The sequence below is a fragment of the Plantactinospora solaniradicis genome (assembly GCF_042658085.1).
Lineage (GTDB): Bacteria > Actinomycetota > Actinomycetes > Mycobacteriales > Micromonosporaceae > Plantactinospora > Plantactinospora solaniradicis.
On sequence record NZ_JBHSPR010000001.1, the window covers coordinates 1,029,467 to 1,048,700 of the forward strand.

The 19,234-nt window shown below is 73.0% G+C and carries 12 protein-coding genes and 2 pseudogenes; 6 read left to right on the forward strand and 8 right to left on the reverse strand.

Annotation, left to right across the window (positions count from 1 at the left end; translation table 11 throughout):
- Positions 1–89 precede the first annotated feature (89 nt).
- The 6 genes and pseudogenes from ACFP2T_RS04730 to ACFP2T_RS04755 all read left to right on the forward strand — a co-directional run.
- Positions 90–869: pseudogene (locus ACFP2T_RS04730) on the forward strand (TIGR03084 family metal-binding protein); the annotation flags it as partial.
- A 122-nt stretch (positions 870–991) separates the two neighbouring features.
- Positions 992–2,767, forward strand: coding sequence for an acyclic terpene utilization AtuA family protein (locus tag ACFP2T_RS04735; RefSeq protein ID WP_377417580.1), 1,776 nt, complete (start codon positions 992–994; stop codon positions 2,765–2,767).
- Positions 2,764–4,035, forward strand: a complete 1,272-nt coding sequence (locus ACFP2T_RS04740; RefSeq protein ID WP_377417582.1) for an acyl-CoA dehydrogenase family protein — start codon at positions 2,764–2,766, stop codon at positions 4,033–4,035. The genes ACFP2T_RS04735 and ACFP2T_RS04740 overlap by 4 nt, the downstream gene beginning before the upstream one ends.
- A gap of 65 nt (positions 4,036–4,100) precedes the next feature.
- Positions 4,101–5,642 carry an acyl-CoA carboxylase subunit beta gene (locus ACFP2T_RS04745; RefSeq protein ID WP_377417926.1) on the forward strand — a complete coding sequence of 514 codons (1,542 nt, stop codon included), beginning with the start codon at positions 4,101–4,103 and terminating at the stop codon, positions 5,640–5,642.
- 71 nt (positions 5,643–5,713) lie between these two features.
- Complete coding sequence (locus tag ACFP2T_RS04750; RefSeq protein ID WP_377417584.1) at positions 5,714–7,762, forward strand: ATP-binding protein; 2,049 nt, start codon at positions 5,714–5,716, stop codon at positions 7,760–7,762.
- A 58-nt stretch (positions 7,763–7,820) separates the two neighbouring features.
- Positions 7,821–9,056 (forward strand): acyl-CoA dehydrogenase family protein, encoded by a 1,236-nt coding sequence (locus ACFP2T_RS04755; protein WP_377417586.1) that lies wholly within the window; start codon positions 7,821–7,823, stop codon positions 9,054–9,056.
- Positions 9,057–9,074: 18 nt separating this feature from the next.
- Here the strand turns inward: ACFP2T_RS04755 and ACFP2T_RS04760 are convergent, their stop codons facing one another.
- The 8 genes and pseudogenes from ACFP2T_RS04760 to ACFP2T_RS04795 form a co-directional block, all read right to left on the reverse strand.
- Positions 9,075–10,232: a hypothetical protein gene (locus ACFP2T_RS04760; protein WP_377417588.1), complete on the reverse strand. Its 1,158-nt coding sequence runs from the start codon at positions 10,230–10,232 to the stop codon at positions 9,075–9,077.
- Entirely contained in the window at positions 10,229–11,170 is a 942-nt protein-coding gene (locus ACFP2T_RS04765) for a transporter substrate-binding domain-containing protein (RefSeq protein WP_377417590.1), read from the reverse strand. The genes ACFP2T_RS04760 and ACFP2T_RS04765 overlap by 4 nt, the downstream gene beginning before the upstream one ends.
- A gap of 105 nt (positions 11,171–11,275) precedes the next feature.
- Complete coding sequence (locus tag ACFP2T_RS04770) at positions 11,276–13,063, reverse strand: serine/threonine-protein kinase (protein WP_417629199.1); 1,788 nt, start codon at positions 13,061–13,063, stop codon at positions 11,276–11,278.
- A gap of 31 nt (positions 13,064–13,094) precedes the next feature.
- Complete coding sequence (locus tag ACFP2T_RS04775; RefSeq protein ID WP_377417592.1) at positions 13,095–13,538, reverse strand: hypothetical protein; 444 nt, start codon at positions 13,536–13,538, stop codon at positions 13,095–13,097.
- Positions 13,539–13,749: 211 nt separating this feature from the next.
- Positions 13,750–17,496 (reverse strand): annotated as a pseudogene (locus ACFP2T_RS04780) (adenylate/guanylate cyclase domain-containing protein); the annotation flags it as partial.
- Complete coding sequence (locus ACFP2T_RS04785) at positions 17,493–18,293, reverse strand: MBL fold metallo-hydrolase (RefSeq protein ID WP_377417596.1); 801 nt, start codon at positions 18,291–18,293, stop codon at positions 17,493–17,495. The pseudogene ACFP2T_RS04780 and the gene ACFP2T_RS04785, both read right to left, overlap by 4 nt.
- 76 nt (positions 18,294–18,369) lie before the next feature.
- Positions 18,370–18,831: a RidA family protein gene (locus ACFP2T_RS04790; RefSeq protein ID WP_377417598.1), complete on the reverse strand. Its 462-nt coding sequence runs from the start codon at positions 18,829–18,831 to the stop codon at positions 18,370–18,372.
- On the reverse strand, positions 18,828–18,983 hold the full coding sequence (locus ACFP2T_RS04795; RefSeq protein ID WP_196201085.1) for a DUF4177 domain-containing protein: 156 nt from the start codon (positions 18,981–18,983) through the stop codon (positions 18,828–18,830). Before ACFP2T_RS04795 ends, ACFP2T_RS04790 begins: the two co-directional genes overlap by 4 nt.
- Positions 18,984–19,234 lie beyond the last annotated feature (251 nt).

A 19,234-nucleotide genomic window follows, 5' to 3' on the forward strand; every position in this document is an offset into this window, starting at 1 on the left:
CGCCACACCGGTGCCGACCACCGCCCCACGGACCGCCGCCGACTGAACCGACGTCCACCGCCGCATCGCCGTCGCACAAGGAGCTTCGCATGGTCGACCTCGACAGCCTGCTGACGGATCTCGCCGCCGAGTCGGACGAGCTGGACGCCCTGGTCGCCGGGCTGCCGCAGGCGGACTGGGCCCGGCCCACCCCGGCTCCGGGCTGGACCATCGCGCACCAGATCGCCCACCTGGCCTGGACCGACCATGTCGCACTGCTGGCCGCCACCGACATCGACGGCTTCGCCGAGTCCATCCAGCACGCCGCCACCGACCCGTACGGTTTCATCGACCGGGGCGCGGCGGAGTTCCTCGCGCCCGTACCGGAACTACTGGCCCGGTGGCGGTCCGGCCGGACCGCCCTGGCCCGCGCGCTTCCCGGCATCCCGGCCGGGGTCAAGCTGCCCTGGTACGGCACCCGGATGTCCGCCACCTCGATGGCCACCGCCCGGATCATGGAAACCTGGGCACACGGCGAGGACGTCGCCGACGCGCTCGGCCACACCCGTACGCCGACCGCCCGGCTCCGGCACATCGCCTACCTCGGCTCCCGTACCCTCGGGCACAGCTTCGCCACCCACGGACGCCCGTTCCCCGATGCGCCGGTCCGGATCGAGTTGCGCGGGCCCGACGGTGACGACTGGTCCTTCGGCCCGGCCGACGCGGTCAACCGGGTCTCCGGGCCGGCACTGGACTTCTGCCTGCTGGTCACCCAGCGACGACACCGCGCCGACCTGTCCCTCGTCGCCGTCGGGCCGGTCGCCGACGAGTGGCTCGACATCGCCCAGATCTTCGCCGGCCCGCCCGGCACCGGCCGCGAACCCGGGGCCGGCACCGGCAGCCACGAACCTGGGGCCGCCGCCGACAGCCGAGAACCCGGCGCCGACAGCCGCGAATCCGGGAGCGGTCAGGAGCCCGGTGGCGGGATCGTCGCCGAACCGGGCCGGCCGCAATGACGAATTCGGGCCTCGGTGGCACCCCGGACGTCCTCCGGATCGGCAACGCCTCCGGCTTCTACGGCGACCGGTTCACCGCCTGGCGGGAGATGCTCGACGACGGCGAACTCGACGTGCTGACCGGCGACTACCTGGCCGAGCTGACCATGCTGATCCTCGGCCGGGACCTGCGCCGCGACCCGGAACTCGGCTACGCGAAGACGTTCCTCCGACAGCTCGAATCCTGCCTCGGCATCGCACTCGACCGTGGCGTACGGATCGTGACGAACGCCGGCGGGCTCAACCCCGCCGGGCTGGCCGCCGCGCTGCGTACCGTCGGCGACCGCCTCGGGGTGCCGGTCCGGATCGGGTACGTCGAAGGCGACGCAGTGCGCCGTCCGGACGCGTTGACCGCGAACGCCTACCTGGGGGCGTTCGGCATCGCCGCCTGCCTCTCCGGTGGCGCGGACATCGTGGTCACCGGCCGGGTCACCGACGCCTCGCTGGTCGTCGGCCCGGGAATCGCCCACTTCGGCTGGCGGCGTACCGACTTCGACCCGCTCGCCGGGGCGACGGTCGCCGGCCACCTGCTCGAATGCGGCGCCCAGGTCACCGGCGGCAACTTCAGTTTCTTCACCGAACTGCCGGACGGCGGGCGCCGGCCTGGCTTTCCCATCGCCGAGTTGCGGGCGGACGGGTCGGCACTGCTGACGAAGCACCCGGGCACCGGCGGCGCGGTCAGCACCGAGACCGTCACCGCGCAACTGCTGTACGAGGTCGGCGGCCCCGGCTACCTCGGCCCGGACGTGGTGAGCCGGCTCGACTCGGTGACCCTCACCCCGGACGGCCCGGACCGGGTACGCGTCAGCGGCGTGGTCGGCACACCCCCACCGCCCACCCTCAAGGTCGGCGTCACCCGGCTCGGCGGCTTCCGCAACTCGATGACGTTCGTACTCTGTGGACTGGACATCGAGGCGAAGGCGGCACTGGTCCGGGCCCAGCTCACCGACTCGATCGGCGCGGACGGGCTGGAGTTCACCCTCGCCCGTACGGACCACGTCGACGCGGCCGACACCGAGGCGGCGAGCGCGCTGCTGCACGTACACCTGCGGGACGGTGACCCGAAGCGGGCCGGACGGGCCTTCTCGGCCGCCGCCGTCGAACTGGCGCTGGCCTCCTATCCCGGCTGCACCCTGACCACGCCGCCCGGCGACGCCACCCCGTACGGGGTGTTCAGCGCCGACGAGCTGCCGCAGGACGAGGTCCGGCAGGTCGCCGTCCTGCCCTCGGGGGAGCGCGTCGACATCCCGCCCCCGGTGGTGACGGCGAAGCAGCAGGCATCGAGCCCTGATCCAGGGACTGACGGCCAAGCGACCACCTCATCCGATGACGGCCGGCCGACCCGGCGGGCGGCGCTCGGCGAGGTCGTCGGGGCCCGGTCGGGCGACAAGGGTGCCGACGCCAACCTCGGGGTCTGGGCCCGCTCGGCCGCCGGATACGGCTGGCTGCGCGAGTGGTTGACCACCGAACGGCTACGCGGCCTGCTGCCCGAGACCGCCGACCTTCCGATCGACCGGTACGAGTTGCCGAACCTCCGAGCGGTCAACTTCGTCCTGCACGGCCTGCTCGGCCAGGGCGTGGCCGCGTCGACCCGGTTCGATCCGCAGGCGAAGGCGCTCGGCGAGCTGCTGCGCTCCCGAATCGTCGACCTGCCCGCCGACCTGCCCGCCGGGCCGGTGGAGAACCCGGCCACACCGACCGCCGACCCGGGCCGGCTCGGAGGCGGGCGATGACCAGTAGTCGCCTCCTGCCAGCACGGGAACGGGCCGACGAGAGCCTCGAACGGCGGCAGCTCCGCGAGCTGACCCGGCAGTTCGTCCAGCGGGACGTGTTGCCGTACCTCGACGCTTGGGAACGGTCCGGGGAGGTGCCCCGTACCCTGCACGCCACCGCCGCCGAACTGGGGCTGCTCGGCGTCGGCTTCCCGGAGCAGGTCGGCGGCAGCGGCGGCGATCTGCTGGACAGCCTGCTCGTCGCCGAGGAGCTGATCCGGGCCGGTGGTTCGTCCGGGCTGGTCGCCGCCCTCCTCACCCACGGCATCGCGCTGCCACACATCGTCGCCGCCTGGCGGGACGCCGGCCGACCGGAGCCGACCAGCGACGCCGGCCGACCAGAGCCGACCAGCGACGCCGGCCGACCGGAGCCGACCAGCGACGTCGGCGAACTGGTCGACCGATACGTCCGGCCCACCCTGGCCGGCAGCCGGATCGGGGCGCTCGGCATCACCGAGCCGGACGGTGGCTCGGACGTGGCGGGACTGCGTACCACCGCGCGGCGGGACGGGGACCACTACATCGTCAACGGAACGAAGACCTACCTCACCAGCGGGGTACGGGCCGACTTCGTCACCACCGCCGTCCGGACCGGACCTCCGGGACCGGGTGGCATCTCCCTTCTGGTGATCGACAAGGACTCTCCGGGCTGCACCGTCGACCGCCGATTGGACAAGCTCGGATGGCACTGCTCCGACACCGCCGAGCTGTCGTTCGTGGACGTACGGGTGCCGGTGCGGAACCTGGTCGGCGCGGAGAACGCCGGCTTCGTCGCGATCATGCGGCAGTTCGCGACCGAACGGCTCTCCCTGGCCACCCAGGCGTACGCGACCGCGTGGCGCTGCCTCGACCTGACCGTGGCCTGGTGTCGGGACCGGCACACCTTCGGTCGTCCGCTCGCCGACCGGCAGGTCGTCCGGCACCGGCTCGCCGAGATGGCCACCCGGGCGGCAGCGGCGCAGGCGTTCGTCACACAGGTGGCGACCCGCACCGCGGCCCACGACCCACTGGCCGGTGCGGCGTTGGCGGCCGAAGCGGCGATGGCCAAGAACGCGGCGGTGGCGGCCTGCGACTGGGTGGTGGACCAGGCCGTACAGCTGCACGGCGGGTACGGCTACCTGCGCGACGCCGAGGTCGAGCGGCACTACCGGGACGCCCGGATCCTCGGCATCGGCGGCGGCACGACCGAGATCATGAACGAGATCATCGCGAAGGGCATGGGGATCTGATCGTGAGCGTGCTACGCACCGCCGTCGATCCGGCCGGTCCGGCGTACCAGGAGAACCGGGCGGCGATGCTGGCCCGGCTCGCCGACCTCGACGCGGCGTTGGACGCCGCCCGGGGCGGTGGCGGCGAGAAGTACGTGGCCCGGCACCACGCCCGGGGCAAGCTGCTGCCCCGGGAACGGATCGAGCTGCTGCTCGACCGGGATGCTCCGTTCCTGGAACTCTCCCCCGCCGCCGGCTGGGGCACCGACTTCCCGACCGGTGCCAGCGTGGTCACCGGAATCGGCGTGGTCGAGGGCGTCGAGTGCGTGATCGTCGCCAACGACCCGACGGTACGCGGCGGCGCGGTCAACCCGTACTCGTTGAAGAAGACCCAGCGGGCCGGCGAGATCGCGTTCGCGAACCGGCTGCCGATGATCAACCTCGTCGAGTCCGGCGGGGCGGACCTGGCCAGCCAGTCGGAGATCTTCATTCCCGGCGGCCGGGTGTTCCGCGACCTGACCCGGCTCTCCGCGGCCCGGATCCCGACCGTCTCGGTGGTGTTTGGCACGGCGACGGCCGGCGGAGCGTACGTGCCGGGCATGTCCGACTACACGATCATGGTCCGGGACCGGGCCAAGGTCTTCCTGGCCGGACCGCCCCTGGTGAAGATGGCGACCGGCGAGGACGCCGACGACGAGTCACTGGGCGGCGCCGCGATGCACGCCGGCACCTCCGGGCTGGCCGACTTCCTCGCCACCGACGAGCGCGACGGCCTGCGGCTGGCCCGACAGTGCGTACGCCGACTGAACTGGCGCAAGCACGGCCCTCCGCCCCGGACCGCCCTGCCCACGGCACCGAAGTACGACCCGGAGGAACTGCTCGGGATCCCCGGCACCGACCTGCGGGTGCCGTTCGATCCCCGCGAGGTGCTGGCCCGGATCCTCGACGGCTCCGAGTTCGACGAGTTCAAGCCCGGCTACGGGACCGCGCTGGTGACCGGCTGGGCGGAGCTGCACGGCTATCCGGTCGGCGTACTGGCGAACGCCCGGGGGGTGCTCTTCTCCGAAGAGGCCCAGAAGGCGGCCCAGTTCATCCAGCTCGCCAACGTCGCCGGAACGCCCCTACTGTTCCTCCAGAACACCACCGGCTACATGGTCGGCACCGAGTACGAGCAGCGCGGCATCATCAAGCACGGCGCGCTGATGATCAACGCCGTCTCGAACTCGACCGTGCCACACCTGACCGTCAACCTCGGCGCGTCGTACGGGGCCGGCAACTACGGCATGTGCGGGCGGGCGTACGACCCACGGTTCCTCTTCACCTGGCCGAACGCCAAGTCCGCCGTGATGGGGGCGGCACAGCTCGCCGGAGTGCTGTCGATCGTCGCCCGGCAGGCCGCCCAGGCGAAGGGCAGGCCGTACGACGCCGACTCCGACACGGCAATGCGGATGATGGTGGAGCAGCAGGTCGAGTCGGAGTCGGGCGCGCTCTTCCTCTCCGGGCGCCTCTTCGACGACGGTGTGATCGACCCCCGGGACACCCGTACCGTCCTCGGGCTCTGCCTCTCTGCGGTCCACAGTGCACCCGTCACCGGCGCCGCCGCCGGCTTCGGCGTCTTCCGAATGTAAGGAAGGGCCCCTTCTTATCGTTTTCTGTAGAAGAAGGGCCCCCTCCTAACACCTCAAGGATGGAGCGGCGGATGATCCGCAGACTTCTGGTGGCGAACCGGGGCGAGATCGCCCGCCGGGTCATCGCCACCTGCCGGGCGCGCGGCATCGAGACCGTCGCCGTGTACGCCGACCCGGACGCCGACTCCCCGCACGTGGCCGAGGCCGATGTCGCGGTACGCCTACCCGGCGCCGCGCCGACCGACACGTACCTCCGGGTCGACCTGCTCGTCGCGGCGGCCGTCCGGGCCGGGGCCGACGCGGTGCACCCCGGCTACGGCTTCCTCGCCGAGCACGCCGGATTCGCCGAGGCCGTCATCGACGCCGGGCTCACCTGGGTCGGCCCGCCCGCCAAGGCGATCGCGGCGATGGGCGACAAGATCGCGGCGAAGGCGCTACTGGCCGACGCCGGGGTGCCGATGCTGCCGACGTACACCGATCCGGGCCGGGTCGACGCGTTTCCAGTACTGGTGAAGGCGGCAGCGGGCGGCGGTGGGCGCGGGATGCGGATCGTCCGGGGTCCGGACGACCTGGCCGAGGCGATGGCGTCGGCCCGGCGGGAGGCGGCGGCCTCGTTCGGCGACGGCACGGTCTTCGTCGAGCGGTACGTCGAGCGGGCCCGGCACATCGAGGTGCAGGTCCTCGCCGACACGCACGGCACGGTGCTCTCCCTCGGCGAGCGGGAGTGTTCGATCCAGCGCCGCCACCAGAAGATCGTCGAGGAGGCTCCCTCGGCGGCGGTCACCCCGGAACTCCGGGCCGCGCTGACCACGGCGGCGGTGGCCGCGGCCCGCACCGTCGGCTACCTCGGGGCGGGCACCGTCGAGTTCGTGGTCACCCCGTCCGGCGAGTTCTACTTCCTGGAGATGAACACCCGGCTCCAGGTCGAGCACGCCGTCACCGAGTGCGTCACCGGCACCGACCTGGTCGGGCTGCAACTGCTGGTCGCCGAGGGCGGCGCGCTTCCGGCGGCGGCCCCGCCGGTGGTCGGGCACGCGATCGAGGTACGGCTCTGCGCCGAGGACCCGACCGCCGACTGGCTGCCGGCCACTGGCACGCTGCACCGGTTCGCCGTACCGGGGGTGACCACCGAGTTCCGCCCCGGCACCGGGGGCGGTTCCGGGTTACGGCTCGACTCCGGGGTGCGGGACGGCTCCGTCGTCGGGGTGCACTACGACTCCATGGTCGCCAAACTGATCGCCTGGGCGCCGACCCGGGCCGAGGCCGGCCGGATGCTCGGGAACGCCCTCGCCAGGGCCCGGCTGCACGGCGTGACGACCAACCGGGACCTGCTGGTCCGGGTGCTGCGCCATCCGGCGTACCAGGCCGGCGAGATCGACACCGGCTTCCTCGACCGGCATCCGGAGGTCTTCGCCCCCCTCCTCTCCTCGGCCGACGGGGTCCGGCTGTCCTGCCTGGCCGCCGCGCTGGCCGGCGCCGCCGCCCGCCGGGCCGCCGCGCCGGTGCTGGCCTCGCTGCCGTCCGGCTGGCGCAACGTGCCGGCCGGGCCACAGACCATCGGGTACGACTGCCCGTCCGGCCCGGTCGAGATCGGCTACCGGCTCGACCGCGCAGGCGTTCTGGCCACCTGGTGGGTCCGGCCCTGGCCCGCCGCGGCAGAGCAGCCCGCCGCGGCAGAGCAGCCCGCCGTGGCAGAGCAGCCCGCCGAGCCCGACCCGGTCGACCTGCCGTCGGTGACGGTGGTCCGGGCGGAGCCGTCCCGTACGGTGCTGGAGGTCGACGGCGTACGACTCGACTTCGCCGTCCAGCAGGTCGGTGCGATCTCCTTCGTGGACGGTCCCGAGGGCGCCGTCACGCTGACCGAGCGTCCCCGCTTCCCCGAGCCCGTACCGGAGGTGGCCGAGGGTTCGCTGCTGGCGCCGCTGCCCGGCACGGTCAGCCGGGTGCACGTCGTCGCCGGTCAACGGGTCGGTGCCGGCGAGCTGCTGCTCACGCTGGAGGCGATGAAGCTCGAACATGCCGTCCACGCTCCGGTAGCGGGCGTGGTCGCGGAGCTGCCGATCACCGACGGAGACCAGGTGGATACTGGCGCTGTACTCGCCGTCCTCACGCCCGAGTAGCCCGGTTCCGAGCCACGAAGCACTCCCCGGACATCCATCTCCCGTGGAAGGCGCCCTCATGGACTTCGACCTCACCCCCGAGCAGCAGCAGCTCCGCGACGCCGTCGCGTCCCTGGGGCGGCGTTACGGCCACGGATACTTCGTCGCCAAGGCGAAGTCCGGCGGACACACCACCGAACTGTGGGACGAGGCCGGTCGGCTCGGCTACCTCGGCGTCAACATCCCGACCGAGTACGGCGGTGGTGGCGGCGGAATCACCGAACTCTCCATCGTCTGCGAGGAACTGGCCGCGGCCGGCTGCCCGCTGCTGCTGCTCGTGGTCTCGCCGGCGATCGCGGCGACGGTCATCGGGCGGCACGGCACCGAGGCGCAGCGCCGGCGATTCCTGCCGGGCTTCGCCGACGGGTCGCTGAAGATGGTCTTCGCGATCACCGAACCCGAGGCGGGCTCGAACTTCCACCGCCTCGGCACCGTCGCCCGCCGCAGCGGCGACGGTTGGATCCTCTCCGGCCGCAAGTGCTTCATCTCGGGGGTGGACGAGGCACCGTACGTCCTGGTGGTCGCCCGGGTCGCCGACGACGAGCCGGACGCCGCCGGCAGGTCCGCTAGCGCCGACGGTTCCGCCAGTTCGGCCACCGACCGGCTCAAGCCGGCGTTGTTCATCGTTCCGACGGACGCACCCGGCCTGACGCGGTCGAAACTGGACATGGAGATCGTGTCTCCGGAGAACCAGTGGTTGCTCTATCTCGACGACGTCCGGCTGCCCGCCGACGCCCTGCTCGGCAGCGACACCGGGGCGGACTACCGCAGCGGGCTGGCCGTCGGGCTTCCCGCGCTCTTCGCCGGGCTGAACCCGGAGCGGATCACCGTCGCCGCGATGGCCGCCGGCACCGCCCGATACGCCATCGAGCGGGCCTCCACCTACACCGCGAGCCGACAGGTCTGGGGCCGCCCGATCGGCGCGCACCAGGGCGTGTCGCATCCGCTGGCCCACGCCGCCGTACAGGTGGAACTGGCCCGGCTGATGATCGCCAAGGCCGCCACCCTGTACGACGCCGGCCGGGACACCGAAGCCGGAGTGGCCGCCAACCTGGCCAAGTACGCCTCGGCCGAGGCGGCGGCGCTGGCCGTGGACACCGCCATCCAGGTGCACGGCGGCAACGGCATGACGACGGATTACGGGGTGGCCACCCTGCTCGGCGCGGTACGGGCCGGCCGGATCGCACCGGTCAGTCGGGAGATGATCCTCAACTTCGTCGCCCAGCACGTCCTGCGGCAGCCGAAGACCTACTGACGGCGGCGGGTATGCGGATCAGCGCGCGGCGGACGCGGTCGCCCGGCACGTCGCGTCGACCCGGGTGACCGGACGTACCCGCCGGCCCATCCCCTCCAGCAACGAATCCTCCACGTGGAAGTCCCGGACCCGCAGCCGGTAGCGGGGCAGCTCGCCCTCGGTGGGGCAGAGCACCTGCGCCACGACCTGGTCGGCCGGCACGTACCGCACCCCACCGCGCTCCTCAAGGATCGCGGTGCTGACGTCGTCCACTGTGATCACATGGCCGCGGATGTCCTCGGTCGCGTCGGCGTCGGCCCGGACCGTGGTGACGGTCAGCGGCAGTACCGGCGTGGTGATCACCGGTAGGGCCGCCCAGCACAGCATCGCCAGCACGGTCCACTGGGCCGTCATGGCCAGCGGACGCGCGACGACCGGGGGGATCGGTCCGGAGACGAAGAGCGCCAGTACCGGCGGGGCCGCGATCACCAGCACGGCGAAGGTCTCCCGCTGTTGCCACGCGTCCCAGAGGGTCGGCAGCATCAGGTACGCGTAGCCGGCCAGCAGCCCGCCGAGCAGCAGCAGCCGGGGCACCCGTCGCTCGTCCAGGCGGTCCGGGCTGAACTGGAGGGCGGCGGCGAGCGCCGGCAGCAGCAACGGCAGGTAGAGGATCGGCCAGGTGGCGAGCGCCACGGCGAAGGTGGCGACGACCAACCAGGGTGGGGTGATCGCCCGCCAGCGCGCGAAGAGCGGCGGGTGCCGTCCGATCCAGTGTGTCGGCGCGGCGGTGGAGCTGGCCGCCAGAACCGCCCCGATGGCGAAGATCGCCACGAGGCCGGCGGAGGCCAACCGGGCCGCCGTGGTGACCAGCGCCGCGGCCAGGTTGACCGGATTCACGTTCGCGACGAGCAGCAGCGTCGTCTGCAACTCACCGCCCGCCTCCACACCCAACCGAAGTACGGAGAAGATCGCCGGCACCCCGACCACCAGTGTCCAAAAGGACTGGCTGGCCCGGGACTTCCGATCGGTGAGGTCCGGCACCCCCCAGTCCCCGCCCGCCGGCCCATCGTCGCCCGCCGAGCGACCCTCGGCGGCGGCCGGTGGCGCGTCCCGGCCCGCCCGGTCGTGGTCCGGTACCGGCGGATCGCCGGGCGCCGCGGTCCGGGGAACCGTCGACTCCCGGCCGGACAGGGTCACACCGGTGCCTTGTCGTCGAAGTCCACCAACTCGGGAACGTTGAGCGGCGGCGGCTGCTCCCGCTCGCCATCGAGCCAGGGGCCCAGGTTCTGGTGGTACGCGGTGAGCCACGGGCTGGTCTTGCCGCTGCGCCCGGCCAGGTAGCTCTGGTGCAGGAAGTACGCGACCAGGTCCCGAAGGGCGGGGTCGCTGATCGGCACTCCCACCCCGAGTTGTTCGCTGGTTCCGAACGGCAGGTCGACGATCTCGAACTCGGTCGGGTACATCGACCGGAACCCGGCGAGGATCGTCTCGTCGGAACTCACCGCGTCGTACAGGCGCTTCTTGTTGCGCATGCCGTTGACGCAGTCCCGGACGTTCTTCACCACCAGCGTCTTGATCCCGTGCTTCTCGAGTTCCGCCTCCGTGGTCGAACCGCCGCCGACACAGACGCGGTAGTTCGGGTTGCGCAGGTCCTCGATGGTCCGGATCTTGTTCTTCATGGCGACCGGGATCATCACCTCCTGAGTGGTGACGAAGTACGGGCCGGCGAAGCTGACCAGCTTCTGACGTTCCTCGGTGATGGAGAAGCTGGACACCACGATGTCCACCTGGCCGCTCTGGAGCGCGGGGATCCGATCCTCGGTGGCGAGGTGGATGAACTGGATGGCGTCACCCTCGTACCCGAGCGATGCCGCGATGTACCGGGCGATGTCGATGTCGAAGCCGACCAGCTTGTTGTTCTCCAGCACTCCCATCAGCGGCTCGTAGGTCGCCACCCCGATCCGCAGCTTGCTCTGGCCGAAAATGTGCGTCTGCTCGAGTTTCTCCTGCACCGAGGGCAGTTCCGGATCCCGCTGGCTGTCGCAGCCCGCGCCGGCCGCGAGCAGGAGGGTGAGCACGACCGCCATGGTCGTGGCGAGCAGTCGGACACGTCCTCGGAGCGATGCGTTGATCATCGGCGGACCCCGGGTCTGAAGGGCGGGATGCGAAAGCCCAGGGTAGCGGGCAAAGTCCATTCTGGTGATCGGACGGGGCGGTGTCGGGCGGGGCGGGGCGCGCGGTCAGCTGGCGGTGAGGGTGGGCCCGGCGAGCTGGTTGACGCCCTTGCCGGCCAGGCAGCGGAACGTCCGGCTGGCCGGACCGGCCGCACCGGTGGTCTGCGGCGGCAACACCTCGAACCGCCAGCCGTCGGTCTCGATCAACGTCGTGGTCAGCCGGAAGACGTTCGTGTTGCAGATCCCACGTACCGTCGCGTCCTGCTTCACCGCCGCGTGATCGGTCGCGTCGACCTCGAGCGGCAGGTCCCCTTCGGCGTACGACTCCCAGGTGTGCCGGCCGGTACAGGGCAGTCGCTCGGCCTCCGCCTCGGTGTTCCTGACCCGGACCGGCCCGAAACACTCCAACTCGACCGGACACCGGGCGCCACCGGGCAGCGACACCAGGCAGCCCCGCAGCGCGCCGCCACCGGGGAAGACGCGGGTGGCACCGGTACTGGCCGGTGCGGTGGTGCCACGGCTGCCGCTCTGCGACGGGGCCGGCAGCCCCCGGTTCGCCGCGTACCAGGAGCCGCCCGCGATGGTGGCGACCAGGACGATCGCGCCCAGCCCGCCGAGGAACCAGAACAGCGAACGGCGACGACTGGGGCGGGGTGTCATCGGCTGCTCGTCGCCCTGGGACGGGTCGGCGGCGGACCGGGGCGGTGGCGGGGTGTAGGAGCTCGACAGGTAGACGCTCGGCGGCGCACCGCCCGAGGTCGGCACCCCGGAAACCGGTACCCCGGAGATCGGGGCCGCGGAGACCGGAGCGCCCGACGTGGGCGTGCGGGGTGCGGGTGCCCCCGACGCCGCTCCGGATCCGGAATCCACCGCCGAGCCGGCGGACGGCGGAGCGGCGCCGCCGGCCGGAGCGGACCCGGAAGCCCCGGACCAGGAGCCGCCGGACCCCGACCCGCCCGACACCGGTATCCCGGAGACCGGTACGGCAGCGATCACCCCCGGGTACGGACCGGCGCCGCCCGTGGGAGGGTCCAGCGGGACGCTGGCGAGCAGATCCCGCAACTGCTCGGCGGAGGGCCGGTCCGAGGGATCGTTGGCCATTCCGTAGCGGAGCAGGTCCAGCAGCCTGGTCGGCACGCCCGGCAGCTCCGGGATCGGCTCGGTGAACAGCTCCAGCAGGGTGAGCAGCCCGGGATTGCGGTCGGCCTGCCAGCGCGGCGGCTTGCCGTGCATCACGGCGTACAGGGTGGCGCAGAGTGCGTACACGTCGACGGCCGGCGAGGGCGGGCTGTGCCGGAACATCTCCGGTGGCGCGTACGCCGGGGTGAGCACCTCCATGGTGATCGCCGTATCCCGGGCCTCGGCGAGAACGGCCAGTCCGAAGTCGGCCAGCGCCGGTTCGTTGAACCGCGAGTAGAGGATGTTGGCCGGCTTGACGTCGCGGTGCAGCACGCCGAGCTGATGGGCGTCGGCGAGCGCGTCGGCGATCTTCACTCCGACGTCGCGTGCCTCGACCGGGGTGAGCGGCGAGCTGCGCATACGCTCCGCGTACGAGCCGTCACACAACTCCATGATCAGGTACGGGTGCTGGTCCTCGGTGACCCCGGCGTCGAAGAGGTCGACGACGTGCGGGTGGGACGACATCCGGCCGGCGGCCCGGGCCTCGCGGAGGAATCGCCGCTGGTCCCGCTCGCTGTCCAGGGTGCGGTTCTCGACCTTCACCGCGACCTCGCGCCCCACGGACTGCTGGGTGGCCCGGTAGACCGTGGCGTAGCCACCTCGGGCAAAGACCGACAAATCCGTCAGGCCGGGCACCACGGGCAGAGGCAGCGCGCCGGGCGGGGTGTCAGTCACAGACTCGAAAATACCGAAGACATGAGACGATTCAGCCCCCCGCACCCGTGGCTGTTACCGCCTGGTTGCCAATCTGACGCCGGTCCAGCCACAACGCGACGCCCGTGGCGACCGCTCCGACCCCTTCCCAGAGCGCGACGCCGAGGAAGCGCGGCGGCGCCACCTCGGTCACCACCAGCACCGTGAACACGGTGAAGGTCAGCAGCCGGAAGACGACGGTGAACCGGAAGAACGGCTGCCAGCCCGAACTGGCGGCGAGCAGGTAGTAGACACCCATGTTGAACGACGCCATCGACGAGGCGATGACGAATGTCCGGGTGTAGTCGCCCGAGGCCCGTCCGGCAGCCGGAAGCACCTCGAAGCCGAGCAGCGTGAGCAGCGTCTCCGGCCGGACCAGACCGACGGCGCCGAGCAGGAGGGCAAGTCCTCCGAAGACGGCGATCGTCCACGCCGCAGCCGAGCGGGGCAGCCTCACAGACTCCGCCCTTCGTGCCGACGCCCGTCCGGTGTGGACGGAATTGGATCTAGGCTATCGGCTGCCCGGGCTGTGCGGTATCCCGGAGATCGACGGATCCGATCCTGGTACCGGGCACGACCTCGTCCGGCACCCCATGGCCGGGCACGCTCCCGGGTTCGCGCTGCCGGATGATGACCAGCCCATCCCCGGTCGGCTGTGGGCCCCGGAGCAGCCGGGCCCGCAACGCCTCCGCGGCGGCCCGCTCACTGGTCTGCTGGGTCGAGTAGGCCAACCGGACCGCCTCGTCGGCGACCAGGCCCGCCTCCGCCCGCTCACCGGCCTCGACCAGCGCCTCGGCGAGCACCCGTGCCGCGATCACCTGACTGCGGACGTCCTCGCCCGGTGCCTCCACCGCCTGCCGGGCCCAGTCCAGCGCCACCGCCGTCTGCCCGTCGGCGAGCAGTGCGGCGGCGTACCGGGCCAGGGCCTGGCGCCGGGAGAAGATCACCGACGGCACGGCGCCGGCCGCCGCGATCGGTTCGAGCAGGCTCACCGCGGTCGGCGCGTCACCGTCGGCCAGCCGGCAGGCGGCGAGCAACATCCGGGGACCGAGCTGGGTCGGTGCCAGCGGGTTGTGCGGCTCGACGGCCGCGAGCACCGCCTCGGCGTCCCGCTCGGCTCCGGACACGTCCCCCCGGTCCAGCGCCACGAATCCCCGCAACGTGCCGGCGAGGCCGGTCAGCAGCGGGTGCGAGGTGCGGCGGCCGTACGCGAGCGCGTCGGTGAGCAGGTCGACGGCGTGCTCCGGCTCGCCCACCCCTCGGGCGACGGCACCCCGTACGACCAGGGCGAAGCCCCGGCCCCAGTCGTCGGACGCCGCGGCGAAGTCCCGGTACGCCCGCCGCGCCTCGCGGTCCGCCTCGGCGAGTTCGCCCAGTTCGGCCGCTGCGAACGCCTCCACGGCGCGCAGGGTGCCGACCGCCCACGCCTCGCCGACCCGCTCGCCGAACGGCAGGAAGACCCGGGCCAGCCGGCGGGCCTCGCCGAGCCGGCCGGCGAGCAGCCGGGCGAACGCGGTGGTGCCGCGCAGCCAGGCCTGCCCCACCGGATCGTCGATCTCGGCGAAGAGCCGGGCCGCCCGGCCGAGCACCGCGTCGGTGCCGGCGAAGTCTCCCCGGGTGGTGGTCACCCAGGCCAGGTTCTGGAGGGACCAGGCCTGGCCTCGCGGATCGTCGGCGTCCAGATTGACCTGGTACGCCCCGGCGAACCGGCTGCTGGCCTGACTCAGCCGACCGCTGACGAAGTCGGCCATCCCGAGCCGCCGCATCGCCGACGCCCGTGGCCCGGGCAGTCCTGCCCCGGTGGCCACCTGCAACGCCTCCTGCCAGGTGCTCACCGCCCGAGCCCGGTCGCCCTGCGCCTGGTACGCCTGCCCGACGACGAGCAACGCTCCGGCCCGGACGGCGGCGTCGTCCCCCGCGTTCGCGCCGATCTTCTCCGCGAAGGCGAGCGCGTCGGCGATCCGGCCCACCTGGAGCAGGGCGCGGGCGTGCACCAGCCGGTCGCCGCCGGGCACGGACTCCCCGGCGAGCCGGGCGGACCGCTCGGCGTACTGGACGGCCTGTGCCGGTTCCCCGGCCACGAGAGCCCGCCGGGCGGACCGGTTGAGCGCCGCCATGCCGAGCGGCGCCACGTTTCTGGCCGTGGCATCGGAGCGCAGGCTGACCACGTCCGCGAGTGCGGTCGCCCGCTCGGCGTGCTCGGCGATGAAGGCGTCGCGTTCCGCCTCCGGCATTCCGGTCGACCCGCTACCGGTCCGGACGACCTGAGCCGGCAGGGCCCCGCCGCTCTGCACCACCTGGCCCAGCAGGGCCACGGCGACGGGCGGCGCGGCCCACTCGGCGAGCGCCGCGTGCCGGTCGGCGCGGTCGGCCTTGCCGATCCCGGCGTAGACGGCCTCGCGCATCAGCGGGGTGGCGAAGATGTAGCCGTCCCGGTTGCGGTGCAGCATGCGACGCTGGAGCAACTCCTCCACGGCCCGCTCCAGCTCGACCGCGACGACCGCCGTCGGCCGACCCTCGCGCCCGGCCCGCCGCTCGCGCAACGCCTCCAGCGCGCCGGCCGGCACCGTGTCACCGATGACGGCGGCGTCGCGCAGGGCCGCCCGCGCGTCAGCCGGCAACGCGTCGATCCGGGCCGCCAGTACGGCGGCGAGGTCCCGGGAGAGCAACCGGCTGCCCAGCGAACCGGGTACCAGCCGCCAGAAGCCGGCAGGGCCCGGCCCACCGGGTGATGGTGGTGGCCCGGCGGACCCCGGACCATCGGCCGGGCCGGACGAGGCGTCGGTGCCGGCCGGGACGCTGGCGGCCGTACCGGTCCGGGTGGCGGTCCGGTCGAGCACCGTGGTCAGGGCACCCCGCTCCATCAGCAGGGTGACCAGTTCGGCCAGATAGAACGGGTTCCCCTGGGCGGTGGCGAGCAGCCGGTCGACATCGGCCTGCGGCAACCGCCCGCCGCCGAGGTACGCCGTCAGCAGCCGGGCGGCGTCCGCGCCCCGCAGCGGCGGCAGCGAGTGCACCTCGGCGTCGGCCAGCCGGGTCAACGCCCCGGCGGTGCGTACGAGTTCCGGCCGGCCCAGCAGCAGCACCAGCACCGGCCCGGTCAGCCGGGACAGGGTGACGCCGAGGGCGTCCGTGGTCTCCGGCGTGGCATCGTGCAGATCGTCGACGATGACCGCCAGCGGAGTCTCGGCGGCGAGCGCGCTGAGCAGCTCGGCGACCGCGGCCGGGATCGCGTCGGCGGCCGATTCGGGCTCGCCGGCCGACCATTCGGCGGGGCCGGCCGGCACGGTGCCGTGCGCCGGGGGCAGGTCGGCGTAGCCCAGCAGCGCGAGCAGGAGGTCGACGGCGACCGGTGGCGGGTCGGGACGGTGCCGGGCCAACCGCTGGCCGAGTCGGCGCAGCCGCTCCTCGACCACCGGCCGGGTCACGGCGGTGGCCGGGCCGTCCGGCAGGCCGACCGCGGCCCGGACCAGGTCGGCCAGCGGCGCCAACCGGCGGCGCTCGCCGAACGCCGCGCACTTGACCGAGAGCACCCGGGCACCGGTGTGGGTCGCGTACCGTCCGGCGCCGACGTCGTAGCCGGCGGCCAGCCGTTCCACCTCAGCGCCGAACCGGGACTTGCCGATGCCGGCCTCGGCCGTCATCAGCAGTACCCGGGGCTGCCCCTGATCGATGACCTCGGCGAGCCGGCCGGCGACCCGGCCGATCTCGGTCTCCCGACCGACGAACGGCGCCTCGTCGCCGAGCCCGGACCGGGTGCCGGGCGCGTCGAGCAGGCCCAGCAGCTCGTACGCCTCGACCGGCTCCCGCTTGCCCTTCAGCCGCAACGGGCGCAACGCCCGCCAGGAGGCGACCCGCCGAGTCGCCGCCGCCGTCCGGGCCCCGGCGTAGACGGCGCCGATCGCGGCGGCGTCGGCCAGCCGGGCTGCCGTGTTCACGGTGTCGCCGATGACGGTGTACTCGATCGCGGCCTGGATGCCGGCGACCACGTCTCCGGTGTTGAGGCCGACCCGCAGCCCGAGTGGGGCACCGCCGCCCTGCTCGTCGTCCAGGACCCGGCGGACCGCGCGTTGCATCGACAGTGCCGCCCGGACCGCCCGCTCGGCGTCGTCCTCGTGCGCGACCGGCGCCCCGAAGACCGCCATGATCCCGTCACCGGTCAGCTTGTCGACGTGCCCCCCGAAGGTCTTGACCGCGCCCGCCAGGGCCGCCAGCACCCGGTCGGTGACCGTGCTGACCCGTTCCGGATCAAGGTCCTCCGACCAGGAGGTAAAATCGGACAGGTCGCCAAAAAGTACCGTTACCACCCGCCGCTCCGCCTCCGGCAGGGTAGCGGCAGCGGGCAGCGCGACTCCACAGTTGTGGCAGAACCGCGCTCCGGGTACGGCGACGGTTCCACACACCGGGCAGGTCACGGTGTGTCCAACCCACCGGCCCCCGGGCCGGATTCCCGGTTCTCTTGATCGAGATAGGCGAGCTGTGCCCGGACGGACCATTCGGCCGCCGGCCAGAGCGTCCGGTCCACGTCGGCGTAGACCGTCGCCACCACCTGTTCGGCGCTGCTGGCGCCGTCGGCCACCGCCCGGCGCACCTGGTCGAGCCGGGCCCGCCGATGGGCCAGGTAGAACCGGGCCGCCGTGGCGCAGTCGGCCAGCGCCGGGCCGTGCCCCGGCAGCGCGGGTGTCTCGTCGTACGCCGTCAACGCCGCCAGGCTGTCGAGGTAGTCCCCGAGATCGCCGTCGGGATGGGCGACGACGGTGGTGCCCCGGCCCAGGATCGTGTCCCCGGTGCAGACGGCCCGCTCGTTCCCGCCCTCGACCACGAAGCACAGCGAGTCCGCGGTGTGCCCGGGGGTGATCAGCAGCCGTACCCGCAGGCCGGCGGCCTCGATCGTCGACCAGCCGCAGCGGAAGATCAACTCCTCGGCCCCGGTCAGCTCCAGGAACCGGTCCATCCCCTCGGCGTGGTCGGGATGCCCGTGCGTGAGCAGCACTCCGGCGACCGGCCCGAGCGCGGCCACCGCCGCGAGATGCCCCTCGTCGAGCGGACCGGGATCGACCACCAGTACGCCGTCGGCGCCCGGGACGCCGAGCACCCAGGTGTTGGTGCCGTCCAGGGTCATCGGTCCCGGGTTCGGGGCGCGGACCAGCCTCGCCCAGCTGGGTAGCTGGTCGGCCAGCGCCCCAGCCGGCGCCGTTACGTGCCCGGTCATGGCTGAGATGGTACGACCCACAGATGACAACCCCGCGACGCGCGGCTGTCCTCAACCCGACCCGGCTCGGCCTCCGTCAGGCGACCTCGACGATCACCTCGACCTCGACCGGGGCGCCCAGTGGCAGTTCGGCGACGCCGACCGCACTCCGGGCATGCCGTCCGGCCTCGCCGAACACGGTGCCGAAGAGTTCCGATGCGCCGTTCACCACCGCGGGCTGGCCGGTGAAACCATCCGCGGACGCCACGAAACCGGTCACCTTGACGATCTTCACCACGGTCTCGAGGCCGACCAGCGCGTCGATCGCGGCCAGCGCGTTGAGGGCACACCGGGCGGCCAGATCCTTCGCCTGCTCGGCGGAGACCCCCGCGCCGACCCTGCCGGTGGCCAGCAGCTTGCCGTCCATCAGGGGCAACTGGCCGGAGACGTACACGTGCCGACCGGACTGGACCGCCGGGACGTAGTCGGCCAGCGGTGGCACCACCTCGGGCAGCGCCAGGCCCAGCTCGGCGAGCTTGGCGTGTGGCCCAGTGGTCACGGCTTCGCCCGCTTGAGGTACGCGACGAGCTGTTCGGGGTTGGGGCCGGGCACCACTGCCACCAGCTCCCAGCCGTCCTCGCCCCAGTTGTCGAGGATCTGCTTGGTGGCGTGCACGAGCAGCGGCACCGTGGCGTACTCCCACTTCTGCATTGCTAGAGGTCTCCCTCGGTCTTGGGCTGTATCGGCGACAGCCTACGGGCTGCACCTCCACGAGGAGTACGCCTCCCGGCCGGTTCGCCGGAGTTGACGCACACCCCGTCCGGTACGGCCCCGGCTGGCCACGGCGGGTTACCCTCGCCGCGGTGGGTCATCAAGCTCTTCCGGCACGCTCATGACCACGCCAGCCCTCGCCACCCGCCGGCCGGGCCACGTTGACCACCGCATCGGGGCCTACCGGGGAT